Below are 24,681 nucleotides of genomic sequence, written 5' to 3' on the forward strand. Positions count from 1 at the left end.
GAACGGAAGCGGCAGTGAACGGCCAGCAGACAGCGGCGGCGGACCCGTATTTTCCGGCCAACGGCGACTCCCGTTACCGCGTGCACCGGTACGAGATTGCTCTGGAATACCGTCCCGGCCCCAACCGGCTGGCCGGGACGGCCCGGCTCAGCGCGATCGCCGGGCGGGCGCCGCTCTCCGAGTTCCACCTGAACCTGGCCGAGTTCAAGATAGGCCGGATCCTGGTCGACGGCCGGGCCCCGCACTACACCCACCGCGGCGGCAAGCTCCGCGTCCGCCCGGCCAAGCCGCTGCCGGCCGGCGCCGCGTTCACCGTGGAGGTGCACTGGGCGGGCAACCCCAAGCCGGTGCGCAGCCCCTGGGGCGGGCTCGGCTGGGAGGAACTGACCGACGGGGCGCTGGTGGCCAGCCAGCCCGTCGGCGCGCCCTCCTGGTATCCGTGCAACGACCGGCCCGCGGACAAGGCCTCGTACCACATCTCGGTCAACACCCCCTCCGCGTACACGGTCGTCGCCGGGGGCCGCCTGCTCACCCGCACCACGAAGGCCAGCACGACCACCTGGGTGTACGAGCAGTCCGCGCCGACCCCCAGCTACCTGGTCGGCCTGGCCATCGGCATGTACCAGACGGTGCTGCTCGGCGACCCCGGGCTCGGCGGCGTCCCGCAGAGCGCCCACGTCCCGGCGCACCTGCTGCCGGAGTTCTCCCGTGACTTCGCCCGGCAGCCCGCCATGATGCGGCTGTTCCAGGAGCTGTTCGGCCCCTACCCCTTCGGCGAGTACGCGGTGGTCGTCGCCGACGAGGAACTGGACGTCCCGGTGGAGGCCCAGGGCCTGTCCCTGTTCGGCGTCAACCACGTGGACGGCGCCCGGGGGTCGGAGCGCCTGGTCGCCCACGAGCTGGCGCACCAGTGGTTCGGCAACAGCGTGACCATCGCCGACTGGCGGCACATCTGGCTGAACGAGGGCTTCGCGAAGTACGCGGAATGGCTCTGGTCGGAACGCTCCGGCGGCCGCACCGCGCACGAGCTGGCCGCCGCGGCGCACCGGCTGCTGGCCTCGCTGCCGCAGGACCTGCGGCTGGCCGACCCGGGCCGCAAGCTGATGTTCGACGACCGGCTGTACCAGCGCGGCGGTCTCGCCGTGCACGCGGTGCGCCGGGCCCTCGGCGACGCCGCGTTCTTCCGCATGCTGCGCGACTGGGCCGGTGTGCACCGCCACGGCGTGGTGACCACGGCCGCCTTCACCACGCACGTGGCCCGCTACGCGGCCGAGCCGCTGGACGACCTGCTGGCGGCCTGGCTGTACGAGCCGGCCCTGCCGCCGCTGCCGACGCCGCCGCTGCCCCCGATGCCGCCGGCGCGACGGTAGGGCCGGGGCGGGCCCGCCGCGGGGACGCCCCCGCCCGGGCCAGGTGCCGGACCGCGTTCCGGCAGTGCGAAGGGGCGCCGCCCCGTGGTCTCCCACGCGGACGACGCCCCTCTCAGCGAGCCGGCACCGGCCGGTTCACTGCGGAGTTTTCGAACCGAGCTCGCCGGGCTTCCTGGGCACCCAGGGAAGCACGGCGACGGCCTCCTCCGGGTCCGGCTCGGCCATGACGACCCGCCACTCGTCCTTGCCGCCGCCGTCGGAGACCCGCACGTGCAGCTGCTTGATCTGGCCGGTGTCGTGGAAGTAGAGCACCACCGTCTGCCGGACCGACCCCTCGTCGTAGAACTCCGCGGTCACCTTCCCGCGGGCCCCCTTGCCGAAGGCGCTGATCCAGTTCGAGGCGGTCTTCTCGGCGGTCTTCTCGGGAGAGTCGCCGTCCGTCTCGGCCGCCAGGCCGGCCAGTTCGCCGGCTTTCCCGTCGGCGATCTGCCACACCACTTCCTGGGTGATCCCCAGCGATCCGGTGGTCGGGTACCCGACCACCGCCAGCGGTTCGTGGGAGCCGTAGCCGGTGGCGTACCGAGCGTCGTCGGCGTCGTAGCCCGAGCAGCCGCTCAGCACGCCGAAGGCCAGCGCGGCGGTGAGAAGGGCCCGCAGGACCGGTGCGGGCGCCATTACGCGCCCACCGGCCGGATGGCGATGATGCTGCTGATGGGCGTGCCCTTCGACCGGTTCCTGGAAATGACCGAGCTGAGCGTGTCATGGGCGCTGTAGCCGTGCTGGGCGATCCTGACGGCGCCGTGGTTGTTCCCGGTCACGACCGCCGCGTGGTCATAACGGGGGGCGCCCCGCCACTTGAAGAGCAAGATGTCTCCCGCGCGGAGGTTGTAGGTCTGGGTGATGTAGTACTTCTGGCGGTAGCCGAAGTGCTTGCGCAGGTTCTCGGCGGCGGACCAGGTGTTGCTGTTCTTCTTCCAGGAAGAGGGGGGATTCTTCCACCAGGCGCTGTCGCTCCACCAGAAGCCGTAGCGCATCTTCATGCGGCCGCCGTAGTACATGGCCTTCGACACGAAGTTGGTGCAGTCGTTGGAACCGTACTCCCTCGGGATCCTGCCGGCGTTGTTGTAGGCCCAGCTGGCGGTGCCCGAACCGTTGACGTACGCCGCCGTCCGGACGCCTTCCGCGGGCGCGTCGGCAACGGGGAAGCCGTCCTCGCCCATCACCAGGGATCCGCTGTCGTCGGCGGGTACGCCCGTGCCGTCGGCCGGCAGGGCGACCACCTGGGCGCCCGCCGCGGCTGTGGCGGACAGCGTCTGCCCCGCCTCGGAGTCGTCGGACTCGGACTCCAGCTTCACGGTCCCGCCGGACACGGCGAACACGAACCGCTTGGCGTAGCGGTCCTCCGAGAGCTGGTCGACGCCGTCGATCCGCAGGGTCACCGTCTGTACGACCGTGGTCCGCACGAGCACGCGGCCGGACGATCCGTTGACGGTCATGGAGTCCGCCAGAACCGAGGAGATGCCCACGTACGACTGGCCCTTGGTCGCCAGCGCCTCGGCGTTGGCCACGATGGCGGCTTCCTGCGTGTCGAGGACCTCGCTGAAGACCGCACCGTGCGGGGATTCAGCGGCCGCGTCGGCGGTGGTGCGGCTGACGCCGGTGACGACCTTGTTGCGGGCGCTGAGGTACGCCTGGATGTAGTCCTTGTACCGGGCGTCTCCCCCTGCCACGGCGGCGCCCTGCACCAGTGCGGACCGTGACACGGGACCGTTGCCGACGCTGTTCTTCGGCGTCACCGCGATCCGGTGGGAAAGCGTGTTGTCGAGCCCGGTGAAGACGGCGCGCAGAGCAGTGCCCTCCCAGGTGCCGACGACAGTGCCATCACCCTTCTCGGCCTTCACCACGTAGGTGGTTTCACCGTTCGCACCGCCGTCCAGGGGTGCGTTCCACGTGGCGAGGAGGCCCTTGTCGCCGGCGGTGGCGACGACGTCGGAGACCGCGCCGGGGGCGGTCGGCGGCAGGTACTCGATCGTCAGCCGGGGCCGCTGGGCGGCGTCGGGCGCCGCGCCCGAGTGGTACTCCGCTCCGGCCGCCGCACCGGGGACGGTGAGGGCCATGCCCTCGTTCCCGCCGCGGTCGATCCAGGACTGCACCAGCATGCCGAGGTCGATTTCGGTCAGCGCGGTGCCGGACGCGTAGGTCTCGTTGCCGGCGGCGGCCACGAGCTCCTTTCCGCTCTGCGCCGGGGTCCAGGGAGAGGACAGCTCGTACAGGTCAGGCTGCTGGACGGCGCACTGCGCGGTGCAGTCGGACCGGGTCAGAGCCAGTTTGGCGGAGGTGACCCGGGCCCCCTTCGGGAGGGCAACGAGGTCCGCCTTCAGGTGGGTGGCCCACAGGTGCCCGTCGGCCGTGCCGACACGGAGCCGGCCGCTCGGCGGCGTGGCGCAGCCGGGCGCGTCGCACTCCGAGGCGACCGACACGCCCGCGAGCGCGGCGTCGCCGACGACCAGGGACCGTGTCGCGGGCATCGGGGGCAGGGGCTGTACGCGGACCGTCAGGCTCTGCTCGGCCGACCAGGGCGAGCACCCGACACCGGTGCAGGCGCGGACGGACCAGCGGTAGGTCCCGCCGTCCACGAGCTTGCCCTCGGGGATCTGCAGGGCGGCCCGGCTGCCGCTCTCCACCGACACCGGGGGCAGGGGCAGATCGGGGACGGGCTGCCCGGCCGAGTCCTTCACCGTGAACTCGGCGTTCACACGGCTCTGCGACGGGGTGGTGACGACCGCGGACAGGATGGGCGTCAGGGTCTGCTGGGCGCCGGCCTGGAAGTCCTGTGGCGGATCGGGCAGCGGACTGACGGTGAAGGTGGTCCAGTTGGACCAGGGCGACCAGCCGTTGCTGTAGTGCGTCCCGTCGTACGGCGAGGTGCGGAACCGGTAGGTCCGCCCGTGCTGGAGGACGCCCGCCGGCACGACGACCGAGGCGGGAGTGCCGGCAGGCACGAACGGCGACACCAAAGTCGTTCCGACCTGGGTGTTCGTGGCGGCGTCGAAGATCTGGAAGGTCCCGTTGACCTTGTCGCCGTCCTTGTCCGCGAACGTGTCGCGCAAGGTCGGCGTCGTCGTTTCGACGCGCCAGGCGGGGGTTTTGTCCTGGACGAACGGGGGACCGGCCTCCTGCTTCGTGCCGGTCTGCGGACGGTAGTTGTAGTTGACCGTCAGCTTGGGCGGGTTGGCCGTGGCATTCGCGGAGTTGACCCGCTTCCACTGCCCGACGACCGTCTCCGATGAGGCCCGCAGTCCCATGCTGGACAGCGGCGCCTTCGCGGACGCCCACGCCTGGACGAGGGTGGTCACGTCGGCGTTGATCCAGCCGTCCGGTGCCGAGGCGCATCCGGGGTTGCCCCGGGTCTCGGTGGACGTGGCGTACTCGGTGCCCATGGCCGGCTGGTTCGTCCAGCGCGACGCGGTGGACGGGGCGCCGGCGCTCCAGACCTCCCACGGCTGCGCGACGCAGTCGGTGTTGCCGGAGTGGAAGTTCCACAAGCTCAGGGTCGCGTTGGCGACGAGCGCGTCGGCGATGGGCGTGGTGTTCCAGGTGATGAAAGAACGCGCGGTGCGGAAGGTGCCGTTCGCGTTCTTCGTGCCCGGGTTGCCGAGGTCGAGTTCGGTGTCGTTGGACCAGTCGATCGTCTCGCCCTGCTGGACGTACGTGTCGAAGACGCTGCCCAGGGAAGAGGTGGAGGGGTCCACCGTGACGGGGTACTTGGTGGCGGGGTCCGCGAGGAACTTCGCGTCGGGCGTGACGACGAGGTCGACCGTGCCCTTTCCCTGGACCACCTTCATCGCGACGGGGACCTTGCGGGTGTGCTCACCGGAGACCGGGTCGACCGTCGAGTCCCACATGACCGGCGTCGGCATGACCGCGGTCTTGCGGCTCTTGCGGTCGGTGAACTGCACGCTGCCGTCGGGCTGCTGCTCCACCTTCAGGCCGCCCGCCGTCAGCGGCAGGGTGTACGAGTAGCCCTCGACCGCCGGTCGCCGCTTCAGCTCGACGAACTGCTCGAAGCCGGCACGCGTCGCCTCGATCACGACGTCGCCGCCGGGTACGGCGTCGGTGTACTCGGCGCGGGCCCCGTCGAGCTTAGGAGTCGGGAGGGATCCCCTCCACTTCAGAGTGATCTGCTGGTCGCCCTCGCCCAGGGTGACGAGATCGGTGTTGGTGTAGCTCACCGCGGGCGCGGCTGACGGAGCGGCCTTGGCCATCCGCGGGGTGCTGCCCGTGCCCAGCTTCAGGCCGTGCGGATGGGCCTTGGACGCCACGGAACCGTCCGGACCGCGGCCCAGGGTCACGTCGACGTTGCGCCAGCCGCGCGCCTGCTGGTCGTAGAAGCGGATCGGCCCGGCGGCCACTTCGGTGGTGAACGTGCCGTTCGGGTTCACCCATGTGGTCGCGGTCTCGGACCGTTCCGAGACCGCTTCGACGCGGTGCCCGGCGGTTCGGGCGGCCACGCGGGCGCGCGCGATGTCGACCGCTTCGGTCACCTTGCCGGGCTTGGCCGCGGGCGCGGGAGCCGGTGCCGCCCCCGCCGTGCCGGCGCCCTGGATGAGGGTGGCGGTCACGATCAGTGCCGCCCCGCCCCCTATCCAGTGCGAGGTGCCCCAGGGCCCTCTCACGCGGCGGCGTGCCGCGGAGAAACGAGTAGCCATACTTCCTCGGTCTTTCGATGAGTATCAAGGGTCTTGATACGAGAGGAGCAACTTAGCGCTCTGACCAGGCAGTTCTGACTTCCAATCGGACAAGAAGGACACAACTCCCGCCGGGGGTGACGCATTTCACGTCGTGGCTGGGTTTGATCGGTCCAGGAAGGTGGAAGCCGGTCAGCCGGCGAAGCGGGGGACCACCAGGCCGGACTCGTACGCGATCACGACCGCATGGGTCCGGTTCTGCGCGCCGAGCTTGGCCAGCACGTTTCCGACGTGCGTCTTGACCGTCTCCAGGCTCACCGTGAGGGACTGTGAGATCTCCGGATTGGACAGCCCGGTGGCCATCAGGCGCAGCACCTCCTCCTCCCGGCCGGTCAGGGCGGCCTGCGGCACCGCCTCGGTGGCGCCCATCGGGCGGGCGGCGACCATGCGGCCGAGCGCCGCAGGGAAGAGGACCGCTTCGCCCGCGGCCACCACCCGGACCGCCTCCGCGATCCGGGCGACCGGCAGGCGCTTGAGGACGAACCCGCTGGCGCCCGCGCTGAGGGCGGCGGTGACGTAGCCGTCGTTCTCGAAGGTGGTGATCACCACGACCTTCGGCGGGTCGGCGACTTCGGCGAGCAGTTGGCGGGTGGCCTCGATCCCGTTGCGGCGCGGCATCCGGACGTCCATCAGGACCACGTCCGGCCGCAGGCTCCGCGCCCGCTCGACCGCCTCGACGCCGTCGGCGGCCTCGCCGACCACCGTGATCCCCGGCCGCGCGGCGAGCAGGGTGCGCAGGCCGCTGCGGGTCACCTCGTCGTCGTCCGCGATCAGGAGGGTGACGGGGAGGGCCGTGCCTTCGCCGGAGTCGGATCCGCCTGCGCCGAATCCGCCCGTATCGGGTCCGCTCACGCCGGATCCGCTCGCCCCGGGTCCGCTCGCCCCGGATCCGCTCGCCCCGGACCCGCTCACGCCGACACCCGGGCCGGCAGCCGGACGGCCAGTCGCCAGTGCCCCGTCCCGTCCGGGCCGGCCTGCAACTCACCGTGCAGCAGCCGGACGCGCTCGGCCAGTCCGGCCAGACCGTGGCCGGACGTCGGGAAGGCCCGCCCCGGTCCAGGGGACGCCCGCACCCCGGTGCGGTTGACCACTGTGAGATCCAGTCCGTCCGGCCCGGCCGCCACCCGGACCCCGATCGGGCCGCCCGCCCCGTGGCGCAGCGCGTTCGTCAGCCCCTCCTGGAGGATCCGGTACGCCGCCCGGGAGAGCGTCCCCTGCACCCGGTCGGGCTCTCCCGACAGCTCCGGCTCCACCACCGCGCCCGCGTGCCGCAGGCGGTCCAGCAGTTCGGGGAGGTCGGTCAGGGTCCGGGCGGGCGCCGTCCCCGGCTGTTCCTCGCGCAGTACTCCGAGCACGTAGTCCAGGTCCTCCAGCGCGGCCCGCGCCGACTCCTCGATGCTGCGCATGGCGGCCCGCGCCGCCGCCGGGTCGGCGCAGAGCAGCTCGCCCGCCACCGCCGCCTGGATGGTGGCAGCCGTCAGCGTGTGCCCGATCGAGTCGTGCAGCTCATGGGCGATCCGGTTGCGTTCGGCCAGCAGCAGTTCCCGCTCGGCGGCCAGCGCGAGCCGCTCGGCCGCCGACGGCCCCAGCAGCCGTGGCGCGGACCACCGCAGGATCTTCGTCGCCAGAGCGCAGACGGCCACCGCCAGCAGCAGGCACACGGCCGCCACCGCCCAGCTCCACCCGCCCGACACCCGGACCGACGTGCCGTTCAGGCTCAACCGCACCTCGCCGCCGAGCCGGTTCCCCGGCAGCGAGACGGCCATGAGGAACAGCACCCCGCTCGCCAGTGCCCCCGTCCACCCGACGGCCGCGTGCAGCACGAGCCAGAGCGGGGTCCGCCAGCGGTCGAGGCCGAGGGGCCCGGCCCGGCGGCCGCCGGCCGCCGGATCCGGCAGCGGCACCCGCAGCAGCCGACGCGCCGACACGACCAGCACCCGCCGTACGGGGCGCGCCAGTCCGGCCACACCGACCAGGGCCGCCCAGAGCGCCAGGACCAGGGCGATCCGCACGCTCTCGGGAGCGGACCGCCACCCCAGCGCCGGCAACAGGGCGAAAGGCAGCAGCGGAAGGCTGGCGAGCGCGCCGCAACAGGCGAACAGCGCACCCGCGTACGTGGAGCCGCGCAGAAGCGGCCGAATTCCCCTGATCATGCGCGCCAGTATTGCCGTGCGCCCGACCGGCGGCCTCCCCCGATCGGGGGAGCGCCATCTCCCGCCTTCCCGCGATGCGGTCGGGGCCTTGGGAAACGAGGATCGTGCCCCGACCGACGATTCCCCACGATCCCGCAGGAGTTGGCCCATGCGTACCCCGTCCCGGCAGGCCCTTGGCTTCCCGACCGGCAGGCAGCCCGGCTGGATGCGACGAGCCGCTGTCGCCGTGTCCGGGCCGGCCCTCGCCGCCATGGCGCTGGCCGGCCTCGCCCTGCCCGGCGCCGCATCCACAGCAGGGCCGGACACGGTCCGGCAGAGCCTCAACTCACTGGTGCGGGACGACGGGACGCCGGCCGCGCTGGCGAGCGTCCAGGACCGGAACGGCCGCACCGGCACCTACACCGCAGGAGTCGGCGACCTGGCCACCGGCGCATCGGTACCCGTCGACGGCCAGGTACGGATCGGCAGCAACACCAAGACCTTCGTCGCGGTCGTCGTCCTCCAGCTCGTCGCGGAGGGGAGGGTGGGCCTGGACGCCTCCGTCGACACCCACCTGCCCGGCCTCGTCCATGGGGAGGGGATCGACGGGCGGCGCATCACCGTCCGCCAGCTCCTCCAGCACACCAGCGGACTTCCGAACTACAGCAACCACCTCGGGAACGACGTCCGCCACTACGCGCCCGCCGAACTGCTCGACACCGCCCTCCGGCACGCGGCCGACTTCGCCCCCGGGACGAGTTGGAAGTACAGCAACACCAACTACGTGCTCGCCGGCCTGCTCGTCCAGAAGATCACCGGCCGGCCCCTCGCCGAGGAGATCGACCGGCGCGTCGTCAAGCGCCTCGGGCTGCGCCACACCTATTTCCCCGCCCCCGGTGACGCGGCCATCCGCGAGCCCCACCCCCTCGGCTACCACCGGGCATCGGCGGACGCACCCCTGCGCGACATCACGGAGACCGACCCCTCCTGGGCCTGGGCGGCAGGCCAGGTGATCTCGACCAACTCCGACCTCAACCGCTTCTTCAGCGCACTCCTGACCGGCCGCCTCCTGCCCCCGGCCCAGCTCGCCGAGATGCGCCGCTCCACCATCCCCGCCGAAGCGACCTTCGGCCCCGGCGCCCGCTACGGCCTCGGACTCGTCAGCCGCCCCCTGCCGTGCGGCGGCCTCTCCTGGGGCCACGGCGGCAGCTTCCCGGGGTACGAAAGCCGCGGGGGCGCCACCGAAGACGGCCGCGCCACCCATGTCACGGTCACCCTGCAGCTCACCACCGAGCCGGCCCGCGGAAACCTCGAACGCGCCGTGGACACCGCCCTGTGCCGCTGAACCGGCCGCCGCTCCGCCGCGAACCCCCTACAGCCAGTCGCGCTTCTTGAAGATGACGTACAGGCTCACGCAGACCACTGCCATCAGCAGGATGGCGAAGGGGTAGCCGCCTGCCCACTTCAGCTCCGGCATGTCCTCGAAGTTCATGCCGTAGATCGTGCCGACGAGGGTCGGGGCGAAGAGGATGGCCGCCCACGAGGAGATCTTCTTGATCTCCTCGTTCTGTTCGAAGCCCGCCTCGGCCAAGGCGCGCATTTCCGCGTTCTGTTGTTGGGAGACCAGGGTGGCGTTGACCGTCAGGATTTCCGTGAGGGCCTGGCGGAAGCCGTCCACGCGTTCGCTGGTGTGCGTGACGTGGTCGGCCACGTCGCGGAGGTAGCGCTGGAGTTCCTCGTCCGTGCCGTACTTCGCGAAGCCCGCCATCAGGCCGTGGAGCATGCCGACCAGGGGGCGGGTGGCGCGCTGGAACTCGACCATTTCGCGGGAGAGTTCGTAGATGCGGCGGGAGACCGCCGGGTCGCCGCGGAAGACCTCCGTCTCGATCTCGTCGATGTCCGTCTGGACGCCCTCGACGACCGGGGCGTAGCCGTCGACGACCGCGTCGAGGATGGCGTACAGGGCGGCCTCGGGGCCCAGGGAGAGGAGTTCGGGGGTCTGCTCCATGCGGTGGCGGACCGTGGAGAGGTCCGGGGCGCCGCCGTGCCGGACCGTGATCAGGAAGTCCGGGCCCACGAAGATGTGGAGTTCGCCGAACTCCACCTCCTCCTGGGCGTCCAGGTAGCGGGCCGCGCGCAGGACCACGAAGAGGGTGTCGCCGTAGCGCTCCAGCTTGGGGCGTTGGTGGGCTTCCAGGGCGTCTTCCACCGCCAGTTCGTGGAGGTTGAACTCGGCGGCCAGGGAGTGGAGTTCGGGCTTGGTCGGGCGGTGCAGGCCGATCCAGGCCATCCCGTCGGGCTCTTCGCGCAGCTGTCGGAAGGTGTCCGCGAGGGTGGCGGGCGAGGCGACGCGGCGGCCGTCGCGGTAGACGGCCGAGTCGATCACGCTGCGGTGGTTCGGGGGCGTGGCGGCCGGCGCCGCCGGCCGCGCGGAGGCCGGCGGCGCCGCCGGGGGAGTGGCGGGCGGGGAAGCGGGGCGACGCCACCCCGCGCGCTTCGCGGCGGGCTGGGGCGAGGGGCGGCGGTCTGGGCGCTCCGGCATCGCAGGTCAGCTCCCGGTCGAACGTCTGTTTACGGACAAGGTGCAGGATATACGGGCGTTCTCTCCCGGGACGTCGGCCGCCCGGCACGACGGTCGAGCCGGGCGTGAAGAGTTGAGGACAGTGGGTGTCCGCAAGGGGGGCTAGTTTGCTGTCATGGCCTCCAGGACACCGCACCCCGTGCTCGACGACCGCGCCCTCAACCGTGCCACGCTCGCCCGCCAGCTCCTGCTGAGCCGCGCCGAGATGTCCGCGCGGGACGCCGTCGAACACCTCCTCGGGCTGCAGGCGCAGAACGTGAAGCCGCCCTACTTCCAGCTCCACGCCCGCCTCGCCGGCTTCCGGCCCGCCGAGCTGGCCGGGCTGATGGAATCCCGGCAGGTCGTCCGGATGGTCACCATGCGGTCGACGATCCACACGCACACCGCCGCCGACGCCCTGACCCTGCGGCCCCTGGTCCAGCCCGCCCGCGACCGCGAGGTGACCTACTTCCGCAAGGGGCTCGCCGGGGTGGACCTGGACCGGCTCGCCGAGCTCGCCCGCGCCTTCGTCGAGACCGAACCGCGCACCATGGCGGAGCTCCGCGAGGAGCTCCTCGGAGAATGGCCCGAAGCCGACCCGCAGTCCCTGTCCGTCGCCGCCCGCTGCCGGCTCCCGCTGGTCCAGGTCACTCCCCGCGGGGTGTGGGGGCGCAGCGGCCAGGTCCGGCTCACCACCGTGGAGAACTGGCTCGGGCGGCCCGCCGGCACCGCGCAGCCCCTCGACGAGGTCGTGCTGCGCTACCTCGCCGCCTTCGGCCCCGCCTCTGTGAAGGACATGCAGGTGTGGGCCGGCCTGACCCGGCTGCGCGAGGCCTTCGAACGGCTGCGCCCCGGCCTCGCCGTCTTCCGGGACCGGAACGGCGTGGAGCTCTTCGACCTGCCCGACGCCCCCCGGCCGGACGGGGACACCCCCGCCCCGCCCCGGTTCCTCCCCGAATTCGACAACCTGCTTCTCTCACACGCCGACCGCACCCGCCTGGTCGCCGCCGAGATCAAGGGCCGCACCTGGACGGGCAACCAGGCCCACTGCACCCTGCTCGTCGACGGCTTCCTCGCCGGCCTGTGGAAGCAGGACGGGAACACCCTCACCGTGCAGCTCTTCGGGAAGACCTCCGCGGCCCGGAAAGAGGAGATCGCCGCCGAGGGGGAGCGGATGCTGGCCGCGATGGGCGCCACCGGGGGCGCCGACGCCACCAGGCCGACCAGGCCCACCAAGCCCGCCGCGCGCGCCGAGGAGCCGGGCAAGGTCTCCGTCCGCTTCGCGTCAATCCACGGCTGACGCGGCGCTAGTGCTCGGCGCACCCCACGCGGCACGATGCCTGGCATGACGAGCGAGATCAGCCCGAACGCCGAGATCAGTCGTAACTTCGAGATCAGCCCGAACACCGAGCCCGGCGCCGCCGCCCGGTTCCTGGCCGCGCGGGACTTCCTGCTGGAGCGCCGCGGCGACTACGAGGGCGCCCGCGCCGGATTCAGCTGGCCCCGCCCCCACCGGTTCAACTGGGCGCTGGACTGGTTCGACCACATCGCCGCCGGGAACACCGCCGACGCCCTGCGCATCGTCGAGGAGGACGGCAGCAGCCATGCCCTCTCCTTCCAGGAGCTGTCCGCGCGGTCCGACGCGGCCGCCGCCTGGCTGCGCGAGCAGGGCGTCGCGGCCGGCGACCGGGTCCTGGTCATGCTCGGCAACCAGCGCGAGCTGTGGGAGGTCATGCTCGGCGCGATGAAACTGCGCGCCGTCGTCATCCCCGCCACCCCGCTGCTCGGCCCGGCCGACCTGCGCGACCGCATCGAGCGCGGCCACGTACGGCACGTCATCGCGCGGGCCGCGGACACCGCCAAGTTCGACGACGTACCGGGCACCTACACCAGGATCGCCGCCGGACCCGAGGTCCCCGCCGGCTGGCGGCGGCTGGCCGGCATGGACGAAGCCCCGTACACCACCCGGGGTGCCTTCACGCCCGACGGTGAGACCCTCGCCACCGACCCGCTGATGCTGTACTTCACCTCCGGCACCACGGCCCGCCCCAAGCTCGTGGAGCACACGCACGCCTCGTACCCCATCGGGCACCTCTCCACCATGTACTGGCTCGGGCTGCGCCCCGGCGACGTCCACCTCAACATCGCCTCGCCGGGCTGGGCCAAGCACGCCTGGTCCAACCTCTTCGCCCCCTGGAACGCCGGGGCCACCGTCTTCGTCCACAACTACACCCGCTTCGACGCCGAGCGGCTGATGGACGAGATGGACCAGCACGGCGTGACCACCTTCTGCGCCCCGCCCACCGTGTGGCGGATGCTCATCCAGTCCGACCTCACCCGGCTCGCCAAGCCGCCGCGCGAGGCCGTCGCCGCCGGGGAGCCGCTCAACCCGGAGGTCATCGAGAAGGTCCGCCTGGCCTGGGGCGTCACCATCCGGGACGGGTTCGGCCAGACCGAGACCACCCTGCAGGTCGGCAACTTCCCCGGCGTGCCCGTCAAGCCCGGCTCCATGGGCCGTCCCGCGCCCGGCTACGAGATCGTCCTGCTGGACCCCGTCACGGGCAAGGAGTCCCCCGACGAGGGCGAACTCTGCGTGGACCTGCGGGTCAAGCCCGCCGGCGTCACCACCGGCTACCGCGACGACCCCGAGCGCACCGCCGAGGCCATGGCGGACGGGCTCTACCGCACGGGCGACATCGCCTCGCGCGACGCCGACGGCTACCTCACCTACATCGGGCGCTCCGACGACGTGTTCAAGGCCTCGGACTACAAGATCAGTCCGTTCGAGCTGGAGAGCGCCCTGCTGGAGCACGAGGCCGTCGCCGAGGCGGCCGTGGTCCCCGCCCCGGACGCGCTGCGGCTCGCCGTGCCGAAGGCGTACGTCACCCTCGCCGCGGGCTGGGAGCCCGGGCCGGAGACGGCCCGGGCCCTGTTCGAGCACTCCCGCGCGGTGCTGTCCCCGTACAAGCGGATCCGCCGCATCGAGTTCGGCGAGCTCCCCAAGACCGTGTCCGGCAAGATCCGCCGGGTGGAGCTGCGGGAGCTCACCGCGGCCGGCGCGGCGAGGGAGTACGACGAGGCCGATTTCGCCTGACGCCCCCGAGGGGTACGGAGGCGCCGGAATCCCGGGTCCTCAGGCGGGCAGGTGCGCCTCGATGGCGGCGACGACCTCGGGGGACTCGGGCTCGGTGCGCGGGCGGAAGCGCGCCACGACCTCGCCGGCGGGGGAGATCAGGAACTTCTCGAAGTTCCACTGGATGTCCCCCGCCTCGCCGTCGGCGTCCGGGGTCTTCACCAGCTCCTGGTAGAGGGGGTGCCGGTTCTCGCCGTTCACCTCGGACTTCTCCAGCATCGGGAAGGTGACCCCGAAGCCCGCCGCGCAGAAGGTCTGGATGTCCTCGGCGGTGCCGGGCTCCTGCTCGCCGAACTGGTTGCAGGGCACGCCGATGACGGTGAAGCCCTTCTCCTCGTACGCGAACTGCAGCCGGGCGAGACCCGAGTACTGCGGGGTGAGCCCGCACTGCGAGGCGGTGTTCACCAGCAGGATCGCCTTGCCCTTGTGGGCCCCGAGGCTGGTCGGCTCGTCGGACAGGGTGGTCAGCGGGATGTCGTACAGGCTCATCGGGCTCTCCTGGCAGGAAGCGGATAACGCCTCCGAGCGTAGGTGATGCCCGGCCGCGCCCGGCGAGCGGTGGCCGGGCCGCGCCGGCCCGATCGTCAGGACGCCGGCCACAGCACTAGGCGCCCGAGCCGACCAGTTCGTCGGCCGGGTCGTTGACCGGTTGGGGCATGCCCGTGAGGTCCATGACGAACAGCGGTATGCCCAGGTCGTCCGCGCGGGTGCGGGCGTCCTCCGTGTATCCGGCGAGGGAGAAGTAGACGCTGGTCGCGGAAGCCGTGAGCCCGTTCAGCCAGACGCACTCCACCGCCCGCAGCCCGGCGGGCGCGGTGGTCGGGTCCACCTGCGCCACCAGCCCCGGGGCCCGCAGGTCCACCGCGGCCGAGGGGATCGGGCGCCCGTCGGGCTGGCGCACGTCCTGGAAGCCGAGCCAGCGCAGGTAGAGCGCGGCGGTCGCCACCGCGTCGCGGGTCGTACGGATGGTGACCGGGCGGAACGCGGGGCGCGGTACCGGGGTGGCCGCCGGGGGCGACTGCTCCGCCGAAGCCGGGTCGCGCGGAGCGTCCCGGCGGTCAACGGAGCGCGCATCGGCACCGTCGCCCGGGCCGGACCCCGAGCCGGATGCCGAACCGGACGCAGCGGCAGTGGCAGCGGCCTCAGGTGTCGCATCGGACGTCGTACCGGCCCCCACGCCGGAGTCCGGGCCGCCGGGCCGCGGGGGCCGGCCGGCCGCCCGTTCCCCGCCGGAGCCGGCCCGCGGCCCCGCCCCGGCCGGCTGCCCCGCCGGTTCCGGGTGCACGGGGTGCACCGCGATCCGCACCACCGTGCCGCAGGACGCGCACCCCACCTCGGGGTGCGGCCACTCGCTCTCCCGCCCGCAGGAGGCGCAGCGCACCGTCACCCAGCTCTCCGACCAGGTGCGATGGGTCAGCGTGTCCGGCGGGGCGGCGAGGTCCAGCGGAGGGTGGACCGGGCTCCCGCAGGCACAGGGATAGACCGGGACGGTGTAGCCGTTCTCGCGCAGGCACGCCGGGCAGCGCACCGGTACCGCTTCCGCCATGTGATCTGACCCCTCCGTCGCTGTGCGTACGTCCATGCTCCACCACGCGCGACGGTCGGGGCGACAACACCAGCCATTTGTGCAAGTCACCGAGCGAGACGCGGCTTTTGGTGCCATCCGGGGTCCCGCACCGCCTTGACGTGGGGGAAGCCGCCGCTTAGCTTGTTCCGTATAGCAGAACAATACTTCCGGATTACGGAAAAGCCTGACCGTCGGACCCGCAGGAGAACTCGATGCCCCGTATGACAGCCGCCGCCGCTGCAGTGGAGATCCTCAAGCTCGAGGGCGTTTCGCAAGCCTTCGGCGTGCCCGGCGCTGCGATCAACCCGTTCTACCGCGAGCTCAAGAACGTGGGCGGCATCAACCACACGCTGGCCCGCCACGTCGAGGGCGCCTCGCACATGGCCGAGGGGTACACGCGTGCCAAGGCGGGCAACATCGGTGTCTGCATCGGTACCTCCGGCCCCGCCGGCACCGACATGATCACCGGCCTGTACTCGGCGATCGCCGACTCGATCCCGATCCTGTGCATCACCGGTCAGGCTCCGGTCTCGAAGCTCCACAAGGAGGACTTCCAGGCCGTCGACATCGCCTCGATCGCCAAGCCGGTCACCAAGAAGGCCACGACCGTCCTGGAGGCCGCGCAGGTTCCCGGCGTGTTCCAGGAGGCCTTCCACCTGATGCGCTCCGGCCGTCCGGGCCCGGTCCTGATCGACCTCCCGATCGACGTCCAGCTGACCGAGATCGAGTTCGACCCGGAGACCTACCAGCCGCTGCCGGTCTACAAGCCGCAGGCGTCCCGCGCCCAGGCCGCCAAGGCCATCCAGTTCCTGCTCGAGTCCGAGCGCCCGCTGATCGTCGCCGGTGGCGGCATCATCAACGCCGACGCATCCGACCTGCTGGTCGAGTTCGCCGAGCTGACCGGCGTCCCGGTCATCTCCACCCTCATGGGCTGGGGCGTCATCCCCGACGACCACGAGCTGAGCGCGGGCATGGTCGGCGTCCAGACCTCGCACCGCTACGGCAACGCGACCTTCCTGGAGTCGGACTTCGTCCTCGGCATCGGCAACCGCTGGGCCAACCGCCACACCGGCTACAACCTCGACGCCTACCGCGGCGACCGCAAGTTCGTCCACGTCGACATCGAGCCCACCCAGATCGGCAAGATCTTCGCGCCGGACTTCGGCATCGCCTCCGACGCCAAGGCCGCCCTGGAGCTCTTCATCGAGGTCGCCAAGGAGCTCAAGGCCGAGGGCAAGCTCCCGGACTTCTCCGCCTGGGCCGCCTCGGGTCAGGAGCGCAAGGCCACCCTCCAGCGCCGCACGCACTTCGACAACATCCCGATGAAGCCGCAGCGCGTCTACGAGGAGATGAACAAGGCCTTCGGCCCGGAGACGCGCTACGTCACCACCATCGGCCTCTCCCAGATCGCCGGCGCGCAGATGCTGCACGTCTTCAAGCCGCGCCACTGGATCAACTGCGGCCAGGCCGGCCCGCTCGGCTGGACCATCCCGGCCGCGATCGGTGCCGCCACCGCCGACCCCGAGACCCCGATCGTCGCCCTCTCCGGCGACTACGACTTCCAGTTCATGATCGAGGAGCTCGCGGTCGCCGCGCAGCACAAGGTCCCCTACGTCCACGTCCTGGTGAACAACGCCTACCTGGGCCTGATCCGTCAGGCGCAGGGCGGCCTGGGCATCAACTTCGAGGTCAACCTCGAATTCGAGAACATCAACACCCCGGAGCTGGGCGTCTACGGCGTCGACCACGTCAAGGTCGCCGAGGGCCTGGGTGTCAAGGCCATCCGCGTCACCGACCCGAACGAGCTGGGCGCCGCCTTCGAGCAGGCCAAGAAGCTGGCCCAGGAGTTCCAGGTCCCGGTCGTCGTCGAAGCCATCCTCGAGCGCGTCACCAACATCTCGATGAGCAAGACGGTCGACATGAGCGACGTCACCGAGTTCGAAGAGCTCGCGACCGAGCCGGGCCACGCCCCGACCGCGATCAAGGCCCTCAAGGTCTGACCGGTACCTCTGGCCGGCCTCCCGGCAGTACACGGCGACCCCCGCCCCTCCGTCAGGAGGGGCGGGGGTCGTTCCGCGTGGGGGGCCGGCCGGGCGTCCGGGGGCCCGCGGCGGATCTCCGCGGGCACTCGCGGCCGCCGCGCCACGGTCGCGGGCCGAGCTCCGCGTCCACCGCGCCGGTCAGCAGCTCGCGGGCGCGCTCCGGGCTGAGGGAGCCGCTCAGCCGGCGCTCGCTGAGCCCTTCCACCAGGGCGGTGAGCCGCTCGGCGGCGTCCAGCGGCTCGGTGCGCAGGCCGGCGAGGCCGGCCGCCTGGGCGTCCGAGACGGCGTCGGCGGTGTCCTGCGACCAGTGGCGGGTGGACTCGGCCAGGGGCTCGCGCAGGGCGGCGTCGAAGATCGCGCCGGCCCGCAACTCGTACTAGGCGGTGTGTCGTACGGGCGGTGACGGACGGGCTCGTCGGGATGGGGGCAGGCCGGGTCGTGGAGCGGGGCCCGACGGCCTCGGTGCTCCTTCGCCCGCCCCCGCCCCAGGCCGGCCGCAGGGAACGGCAAAGCGCCGAGTCACGGGACCGTCCGTGACTCGGCGCTCTGGTTTGTGACCGCCCGACGGGGCGAGGCTGGCGCGACAGGACGTTCGCACCGCCGGGCGGAGTAGGAGGCTCCTCCGATCCGTACGGGGGGCTCTGTGCGTAGCCCCCGTACGGGAGAGGAGTGGCTGGGACCGTGGCGGTCGGCGACGGGAACTCCGGCGTCGTCTCCCTCAGGTCAAGAGACGGGCCTCGGAACCCATTACCACCGCACTGGCTCGCACGCCCGCCACGGTCCTCGTCCTGCCCTCACCGCGTACCACCCCTCATCCGGGTCCGCGGCTCGGGCTCAGCACCCGGGGCCTGACCTCCCGTCAGGCCCCCGGTACAGCTGTGGGGCTCAGGCGTCGCGCAGGGCGCGGACGGCCTCCTCGACGCGCTTGCCGTAGTCGGCGTCGGCGGCGTGGAAGTGAGCCAGGTTCTTCTCGATGACGTCTTCCAGGGTGACCTGAGACAGCCCGCCGGCGATGTTCGCCACCAGACGCTGCTTCTCGGCCTCCGACATCAGGCGGTAGAGCTCACCGGCCTGGAAGAAGTCGTCGTCCTTGGTGTGGGCCGGGGCCTCGTGGGTGCCCGTGTAGCCGGAGACGGCCTTCGGGGCGCCGAGCGCCAGACCGGTCTCGACCGGGCCCTGGTACGAGTTGGGCTCGTAGTTCTTGTCGTGGCGCGAGCCGTTGCGCAGCGCCATGACGCCGTCGCGGCCGTAGTTCTGGGCCGTGGTCGCCTTCGGGGCGTTGACCGGCAGCAGGGTGTGGTTCACACCGAGGCGGTAGCGCTGGGCGTCGGCGTAGGCGAAGAGGCGGCCCTGGAGCATCTTGTCCGGCGAGGCGGTGATGCCCGGGACGAAGTTGTTCGGGGAGAAGGCGGACTGCTCGACCTCGGCGAAGACGTTGTCCGGGTTGCGGTCGAGGACCAGACGGCCCACGCGCTGCAGCGGGTAGTCGCCGTGCGGCCACACCTTGGTGAGGTCGAACGGGTTGAAGCGGTAGTCCGCGGCCTCGGCGGCGGGCATGATCTGCACGTACAGGGTCCACGAGGGGTTCACGCCGCGCTCGATGGCCTGGAGCAGGTCGGTCTGGTGCGAGTTGGCGTCGCTGCCGACGATCTCGGCGGCCTGCTCGGAGGACAGGCAGCGGATGCCCTGGTTCGTCTTGAAGTGGTACTTGACGAAGAAGGCCTCGCCCTGGGCGTTGGTCCACTGGTACGTGTGGGAGCCGTAACCGTTCATGTGGCGGTACGACGCGGGTATGCCGCGGTCACCCATGAGCCAGGTGATCTGGTGCGTCGCCTCGGGGGCGTGCGCCCAGAAGTCCCAGACGTTGTCCGGCTCCTGTTTGCCCGTGAAGGGGTCGCGCTTCTGGGAGTGGATGAAGTCGGGGAACTTGATCGGGTCCTTGATGAAGAACACCGGGGTGTTGTTGCCGACGAGGTCGTAGTTGCCCTCTTCGGTGTAGAACTTGAGCGCGAAGCCGCGGGGGTCGCGGACCGCGTCCGCGCCGCCGAGCGAGTCCGCGACGGTGGAGAACCGCAGGAAGGTCTCGGTCTTCTTGCCGACCGTGTTCAGGAACGCGGCGCTGGTGTACGCGGTGACGTCGTCGGTCACCTCGAAGTAGCCGTACGCGGCCGAGCCGCGGGCGTGCACCACGCGCTCCGGGATGCGCTCCCGGTTGAAGCGGGCAAGCTTCTCGAGCAGCTGCTGGTCCTGGACCAGGAGCGGGCCACCGACGCCGGCGGTGGCGGAGTTCTGGTTGTCGGCGACCGGGGCGCCGGACTCGGTCGTCAGCGTGCGCTTCGACATGGTGACCTTCCGTACGGGTAACTGCTGACGGAAAGCGTCTTCCGTCATGCGGAACAGCCTAATTTCGGCAAGAACTAAACGTCAACAGTTTGTTGAACGAAGTTGCGGAGTGGTGATCCGGACGGCGCCGGCACTTGGGCGCGACAGGACAGGTGTCAGCACCGGCGCCATCCGGAGACTCGAGTCCCCCTGGTGAGAGGGGGAGGACCTCAGACCTGCGAGCCGGAGAGGCGCTCGACGGCGCGCAGCAGGGCGGAGTGGTCCAGGCCGCCGTCGCCCTGGGCGCGCAGCGAGGCGACCAGCTGGGCGACGACCGCGCCGACGGGCAGGGCCGCGCCGACGTTGCGGGCGGCGTCGGTGACGATGCCCATGTCCTTGTGGTGCAGGTCGATCCGGAAACCGGGCTTGAAGTCGCGGTTCAGGAAGTTGTCCTTCTTGCGGGTCAGGACCGTGGAGCCGGCCAGACCGCCGTTCAGGACGTCCAGGGCGGCCTGGAGGTTCACGCCGGACTTCTCGAGGAAGACGACGGCCTCGGCGCACGCCTGGATGTTCACCGCGACGATGAGCTGGTTGGCGGCCTTCACCGTCTGGCCGGAGCCGTGCGGGCCGCAGAGCACGATGGTCTTGCCCAGCGCCTCGAGGATCGGCAGGGCCGCGTCGAAGTCGGCCTGCTCGCCACCCACCATGATCGACAGGACGGCCTCGATGGCGCCGGCCTCGCCGCCGGACACCGGGGCGTCGATGACGCGCATGCCCTTCTCGGCGGCGTTCTTGGCGAGGTCGACCGAGGTCTGCGGGGTGATCGACGACATGTCGACGATCAGCGCGCCGGACTTCGCGTTCTCGAGGATGCCGTTCTCGCCGTAGGCGATGGCCTCGACCTGCGGGGAGGCGGGCACCATCGTGATGATGACGTCGGCGTCCTTGACGGCCTCGGCGATCGAGCCGGCCGCGGTACCGCCGGCGGCGGCCAGGCGGTCCAGCTTGTCCTGCTCCAGCGTGAAGCCGGTGACCGGGTAGCCGGCCTTCAGGAGGTTCTCGGCCATGGGGGAGCCCATGATTCCGAGGCCGATCCAGGCGATCTTGGGGAGGTTGCTCATGATGAGGGTCCTTCTCTTAATGCTTCGTACGAAAAGTGCGTGGGGTGCCTGGCTGATCGCCCGGACTTTGTCCGCCTACTTCGCGGCGCGGGCCTCGGCCGGCAGCCACGCGAAGGACGCGGCAGCGTCGGCGGCCTTGTACTCCAGGCCTACGTAGCCCTCGTATCCGGCCTTCTTCAGCTGGTCGAGCAGCTCCTCGAGGGGCAGCTCGCCGGTGCCGGGGGCACCGCGTCCGGGCTTGTCCGCGATCTGGACGTGCCCGGTCTTGGCGGCGTACTTTTCGATGACCTCGGAGAGGTCCTCATCGTTCATCGCCAGGTGGTACAGGTCGAGCAGGAACTTGGCGTTCCCGAGGCCGGTGGCCTCGTTGACCTTGTCCACCACCTCGATGCCGGCCGGGGCGCTCACCAGCGGGTAGAGCGGCGACTCGGGCTTGTTGAGGGTCTCGATCAGGAGGATCGCGCCGACTCGGTCGGCGGCGCGGGCCGCCACGACCAGGTTCTCGAGCGCGAGCTCGTCCTGGACGGCCGGGTCCACGCCTTCGACGCGGTTGCCGTAGAGGGCGTTCAGCGCCTTGCAGCCGACCGAGGCCGCGAAGTCGGCGGCCACGTTGACGTTGGCGTTGAAGCGCTCCGACTCCTCGCCGGGAACCGACACCGCACCGCGGTCCGGGCCCGGCAGCCGGCCGGCGTAGAAGTTCAGGCCCACCAGCTGGGTGCCGGCGTCCTCAAGAGCCTTCTTGAGGGCGTCGAGCTCCTCCTGTGCGGGGGTGGGGGTCTCGATCCAGGGCCACCACAGCTCGACCGCGGTGAAGCCCGCCGCGGCAGCGGCCGCGGGACGCTCCAGAAGCGGGAGTTCCGTGAAGAGGATCGACAGGTTTACATCGAAGCGCTGGTCCGTGTATCCCATGAGGGGTGTGCGCTCCTTCCGTATTGCGGAAGTTAGTTTCTGCTTGATGGAAGACTGCATGGAGGTTCGCGCGGCTGTCAAGTGCGGGCTCCCGAAAAGTCCTGAGTGCCAGGTAGCTTGGCGAGCGTGCGATTGAGAGTGGAGTTCACGACCGAGCCCTTCGATCTCGAAGAGGCCCCCGCCCATGCCGTGGCCGCTCGCGAGGTCATCCAGAAGGCCCAGCTGGACGCGGTGGATGTCGGCCCCTTCGGCAACACCGCGGAAGGCGAAGCCGACCGGGTGCTCGCCGCGGTCGGCGCGCTGCTGCGCGATTCCCTGGAGGCCGGAGCGACGCGGGTCTCGCTCCAGGTCAATGTGCTCGGGGAGGACACGCCGTGACCGAGCCCCGCGACCACCCGTTCGTCACCGCGGTCAAGCCGCTGGTCGACGCGATGGGCGGCGAGCTGATGGATCCGGCCCTGGCCCAGCCCGACGACGTCGTGCTCAGCTGGGAGGGGCAGGAGCTGCTCGCCGTGCGGCTGCCCCAGCTCTCGGATTCGCTGGACCGCATCCTGGCCGCGCTGGAGCGCCGGCACGGCGTGCCGTTGGCCCGGCTCGACCGCAAGGCCAAGCAGGACGTCGTACGGATACTGGAGGCGCGGGGCGCCTTCTCCGTGCGGCACGGCGTGGAAACGGTCGCGGCGGCCCTGGGGGTAAGCCGCTTCACGGTTTACAACTATCTGAACCGGGAAAATCCGAACAAGACCGCCCAAGGGTGAAGCCAAGCGTGAACGCGGTCTGACTCACTGTGACGAGCCGTCGCCCGATTCATCCGGGCGGCGGCTTTTGTGTACGCCAAGTTTCAACAAAGTGTTGACGCCGTGTTGTCGAGGGCGTTAGCTATGCGCAGCCCGTCAAGCAACAACAGGCCACGGAGGCCTACCGTGACTTCGAGTCCGACCCCGGGTCTCACCCGGTTCAACGCCTTGGACGACAGCGCGGCCACGGCCGAGCTGCACGAGGTGTGCGCCAGTTCGGCATGGGTGGGCAAACTGCTCGCCCAGCGTCCCTTCGCCAGTGCCGAGTCCCTGTTCGCCGCCAACGAGGCCGCCATGGCGGAGCTCACCGCGGAGGACCTGGGCGAAGCGATGGGAGGCCACGCGCCGATCGGCCGGCCGAAGCCGGGAGACCCGACCTCCGCCCGCGAGCAGCGTGGCATGGCCGGTGCCTCGGAGGAGCTCAAGAACGAGCTCCTCGAGCTGAACCTGGCCTACCAGGAGAAGTTCGGCCACGTCTTCCTCATCTGCGCCACCGGTGCGACCGGTGAGTTCATGCGGGACGCGGTCAAGGTCCGGATCGGCAACTCGCCGGAGCGGGAGCGAGAGATCGCCCGCGGTGAGCTCGTCAAGATCAACAACATCCGGCTGATCCGCCTCGCCGAACTCGCAGAAGAAGGAGAGTGACCATGAGCACCGCGACCACCGCGTCGGTGTCCACGCACATCCTGGACACCAGCATCGGCAAGCCCGCCGAGGGCGTCGCCATCTCCCTGTCGGCCCGCACCGGGCTCGACGGCGAGTGGGCGGCCCTGGGTGGATCCGCCACCGACGCCGACGGGCGTTGCAAGGACCTGCCGGCGCTGCCGGAGGGCACCACCCACGTACGTCTCGACTTCGAGACCGAGACGTACTTCTCCAAGAAGCAAGCCGAGGCGCAGCAGGACGCCCCCCGCGTAAGGGACAGCGCTACGTTCTTCCCCGAGGTCACCATCACCTTCGCGGTGAACCCGGGCGAGCACTACCACGTACCGCTGCTGCTCAACCCGTTCGGCTACTCCGTTTACCGAGGGAGCTAGCATGGCCACGATTCTGGGCCAGAACCAGTACGGCAAGGCAGAGAACCGCGTCGTCAAGATCACGCGGGACGGCGACACCCACCACATCAAGGACCTGAACGTCTCGGTCGCCCTCTCCGGCGACATGGACGACGTCCACTACTCCGGCTCGAACGCCAACGTCCTGCCGACGGACACCACCAAGAACACGGTGTACGCGTTCGCCAAGGAGTACGGCATCGAGTCCGCCGAGCAGTTCGGCATCCACCTGGCGCGCTGGTTCGTGGGCAGCCAGGAGCCGATCCAGCGTGCGCGCATCCGGATCGAGGAGTACGCCTGGGACCGGATCGCCACCTCGGACGCCAACTCCAAGTTCATCGGCGCCGACGAGGTGAACCACTCCTTCGTCCGCAAGGGCATGGAGACCCGCGTCACCCAGATCACGTACGACGGCCAGAACTGGGAGGTCATCTCCGGTCTCAAGGACCTGGTCGTCATGAACTCCACGAACTCCGAGTTCTGGGGCTACGTGAAGGACAAGTACACGACGCTCAAGGAGGCCTACGACCGGATCCTGGCCACCCAGGTGTCGGCTCGCTGGCGCTTCAACTGGTCGGACGACGAGCAGCGGATGCCCAACTGGGAGAAGTCCTACGCCGAGACCAAGAAGCACATGCTCCAGGCCTTCGCGGAGACCTACTCCCTGTCGCTGCAGCAGACCCTGTACCAGATGGGTTCGCGCATCATCAACCACCGTTCGGAGATCGACGAGGTCCGCTTCTCGCTCCCGAACAAGCACCACTTCCTCGTCGACCTCGAGCCGTTCGGCCTCAAGAACGACAACGAGGTCTACTTCGCCGCGGACCGCCCGTACGGTCTGATCGAGGCCACTGTTCTCCGGGACGGCGTTGACGCCCGTATCCCCGTGGACATGACCAACCTCTGACGCGGCACGCGCGTCCCG

At 70.9% G+C, this 24,681-nt stretch carries 21 protein-coding genes and 1 pseudogene; 10 read left to right on the top strand and 12 right to left on the bottom strand.

Annotated features, from left to right (window positions below):
- Positions 1 to 14: 14 nt before the first annotated feature.
- Entirely contained in the window at positions 15 to 1,370 is a 1,356-nt protein-coding gene (locus BGK67_RS27240) for a M1 family metallopeptidase (RefSeq protein WP_069922550.1), read from the top strand.
- A gap of 135 nt (positions 1,371 to 1,505) precedes the next feature.
- Here BGK67_RS27240 and BGK67_RS27245 read toward each other — a convergent pair whose 3' ends face one another.
- From BGK67_RS27245 to BGK67_RS27260, 5 genes and pseudogenes are all read right to left on the bottom strand, one after another.
- A complete protein-coding gene (locus tag BGK67_RS27245) occupies positions 1,506 to 2,045 on the bottom strand; it encodes a hypothetical protein (RefSeq protein WP_069922551.1) in 540 nt (179 codons plus the stop codon).
- Positions 2,045 to 3,898: an amidase domain-containing protein gene (locus BGK67_RS40215; RefSeq protein ID WP_244291510.1), complete on the bottom strand. Its 1,854-nt coding sequence runs from the start codon at positions 3,896 to 3,898 to the stop codon at positions 2,045 to 2,047. Before BGK67_RS40215 ends, BGK67_RS27245 begins: the two co-directional genes overlap by 1 nt.
- 321 nt (positions 3,899 to 4,219) lie before the next feature.
- Positions 4,220 to 5,992, bottom strand: a pseudogene (locus BGK67_RS40220) (DNRLRE domain-containing protein); the annotation flags it as partial.
- 258 nt (positions 5,993 to 6,250) lie between these two features.
- Entirely contained in the window at positions 6,251 to 6,970 is a 720-nt protein-coding gene (locus BGK67_RS27255) for a response regulator transcription factor (protein ID WP_069922553.1), read from the bottom strand.
- Positions 6,971 to 7,026: 56 nt separating this feature from the next.
- A complete protein-coding gene (locus BGK67_RS27260) occupies positions 7,027 to 8,271 on the bottom strand; it encodes a sensor histidine kinase (protein WP_069922554.1) in 1,245 nt (414 codons plus the stop codon).
- A gap of 148 nt (positions 8,272 to 8,419) precedes the next feature.
- Between BGK67_RS27260 and BGK67_RS27265 the strand changes: the two genes are divergently transcribed.
- Positions 8,420 to 9,595, top strand: coding sequence for a serine hydrolase domain-containing protein (locus BGK67_RS27265; protein ID WP_069922555.1), 1,176 nt, complete (start codon positions 8,420 to 8,422; stop codon positions 9,593 to 9,595).
- A gap of 27 nt (positions 9,596 to 9,622) precedes the next feature.
- Here BGK67_RS27265 and BGK67_RS27270 read toward each other — a convergent pair whose 3' ends face one another.
- The gene (locus BGK67_RS27270; protein ID WP_069922556.1) at positions 9,623 to 10,792 is read right to left on the bottom strand and encodes a magnesium and cobalt transport protein CorA; all 1,170 of its coding nucleotides are present in this window, start codon (positions 10,790 to 10,792) and stop codon (positions 9,623 to 9,625) included.
- 154 nt (positions 10,793 to 10,946) lie between these two features.
- On the opposite strand from BGK67_RS27270, the gene BGK67_RS27275 reads away from it, so the two are divergent.
- Positions 10,947 to 12,110, top strand: coding sequence for a winged helix DNA-binding domain-containing protein (locus BGK67_RS27275; protein WP_079154400.1), 1,164 nt, complete (start codon positions 10,947 to 10,949; stop codon positions 12,108 to 12,110).
- Positions 12,111 to 12,155: 45 nt separating this feature from the next.
- Complete coding sequence (locus BGK67_RS27280) at positions 12,156 to 13,904, top strand: AMP-binding protein (protein ID WP_079154401.1); 1,749 nt, start codon at positions 12,156 to 12,158, stop codon at positions 13,902 to 13,904.
- A gap of 39 nt (positions 13,905 to 13,943) precedes the next feature.
- Here the strand turns inward: BGK67_RS27280 and BGK67_RS27285 are convergent, their stop codons facing one another.
- Entirely contained in the window at positions 13,944 to 14,432 is a 489-nt protein-coding gene (locus tag BGK67_RS27285; RefSeq protein ID WP_069922557.1) for a glutathione peroxidase, read from the bottom strand.
- A gap of 115 nt (positions 14,433 to 14,547) precedes the next feature.
- The gene (locus BGK67_RS27290) at positions 14,548 to 15,489 is read right to left on the bottom strand and encodes a hypothetical protein (protein WP_069922558.1); all 942 of its coding nucleotides are present in this window, start codon (positions 15,487 to 15,489) and stop codon (positions 14,548 to 14,550) included.
- Positions 15,490 to 15,722: 233 nt separating this feature from the next.
- On the opposite strand from BGK67_RS27290, the gene gcl reads away from it, so the two are divergent.
- The gene (gene gcl / locus BGK67_RS27295; RefSeq protein ID WP_069922559.1) at positions 15,723 to 17,510 is read left to right on the top strand and encodes a glyoxylate carboligase; all 1,788 of its coding nucleotides are present in this window, start codon (positions 15,723 to 15,725) and stop codon (positions 17,508 to 17,510) included.
- Between the two features lie 52 nt (positions 17,511 to 17,562).
- Here gcl and BGK67_RS27300 read toward each other — a convergent pair whose 3' ends face one another.
- From BGK67_RS27300 to BGK67_RS27315, 4 genes are all read right to left on the bottom strand, one after another.
- On the bottom strand, positions 17,563 to 17,922 hold the full coding sequence (locus BGK67_RS27300) for a TetR family transcriptional regulator C-terminal domain-containing protein (RefSeq protein WP_079154402.1): 360 nt from the start codon (positions 17,920 to 17,922) through the stop codon (positions 17,563 to 17,565).
- A gap of 515 nt (positions 17,923 to 18,437) precedes the next feature.
- The gene (locus BGK67_RS27305) at positions 18,438 to 19,895 is read right to left on the bottom strand and encodes a catalase (RefSeq protein ID WP_069922560.1); all 1,458 of its coding nucleotides are present in this window, start codon (positions 19,893 to 19,895) and stop codon (positions 18,438 to 18,440) included.
- 209 nt (positions 19,896 to 20,104) lie between these two features.
- Complete coding sequence (locus tag BGK67_RS27310) at positions 20,105 to 20,995, bottom strand: 2-hydroxy-3-oxopropionate reductase (protein WP_069922561.1); 891 nt, start codon at positions 20,993 to 20,995, stop codon at positions 20,105 to 20,107.
- Positions 20,996 to 21,070: 75 nt separating this feature from the next.
- On the bottom strand, positions 21,071 to 21,904 hold the full coding sequence (locus BGK67_RS27315; protein ID WP_069922562.1) for a TIM barrel protein: 834 nt from the start codon (positions 21,902 to 21,904) through the stop codon (positions 21,071 to 21,073).
- Positions 21,905 to 22,030: 126 nt separating this feature from the next.
- Between BGK67_RS27315 and BGK67_RS27320 the strand changes: the two genes are divergently transcribed.
- The 5 genes from BGK67_RS27320 (at position 22,031) to pucL (ending at position 24,663) form a co-directional block, all read left to right on the top strand.
- Complete coding sequence (locus BGK67_RS27320) at positions 22,031 to 22,282, top strand: thiamine-binding protein (RefSeq protein ID WP_079154403.1); 252 nt, start codon at positions 22,031 to 22,033, stop codon at positions 22,280 to 22,282.
- Positions 22,279 to 22,662, top strand: coding sequence for a helix-turn-helix domain-containing protein (locus BGK67_RS27325; RefSeq protein WP_069922564.1), 384 nt, complete (start codon positions 22,279 to 22,281; stop codon positions 22,660 to 22,662). The genes BGK67_RS27320 and BGK67_RS27325 overlap by 4 nt, the downstream gene beginning before the upstream one ends.
- A 165-nt stretch (positions 22,663 to 22,827) precedes the next feature.
- Complete coding sequence (gene uraD / locus BGK67_RS27330; protein ID WP_069922565.1) at positions 22,828 to 23,346, top strand: 2-oxo-4-hydroxy-4-carboxy-5-ureidoimidazoline decarboxylase; 519 nt, start codon at positions 22,828 to 22,830, stop codon at positions 23,344 to 23,346.
- A 2-nt stretch (positions 23,347 to 23,348) separates the two neighbouring features.
- Positions 23,349 to 23,738 (top strand): hydroxyisourate hydrolase, encoded by a 390-nt coding sequence (gene uraH / locus BGK67_RS27335; RefSeq protein WP_069922566.1) that lies wholly within the window; start codon positions 23,349 to 23,351, stop codon positions 23,736 to 23,738.
- Between the two features lies 1 nt (position 23,739).
- A complete protein-coding gene (pucL, locus tag BGK67_RS27340) occupies positions 23,740 to 24,663 on the top strand; it encodes a factor-independent urate hydroxylase (protein ID WP_069922567.1) in 924 nt (307 codons plus the stop codon).
- The last annotated feature ends 18 nt before the right edge of the window (positions 24,664 to 24,681 follow it).

This window comes from Streptomyces subrutilus (assembly GCF_001746425.1).
Lineage (GTDB): Bacteria > Actinomycetota > Actinomycetes > Streptomycetales > Streptomycetaceae > Streptomyces > Streptomyces subrutilus_A.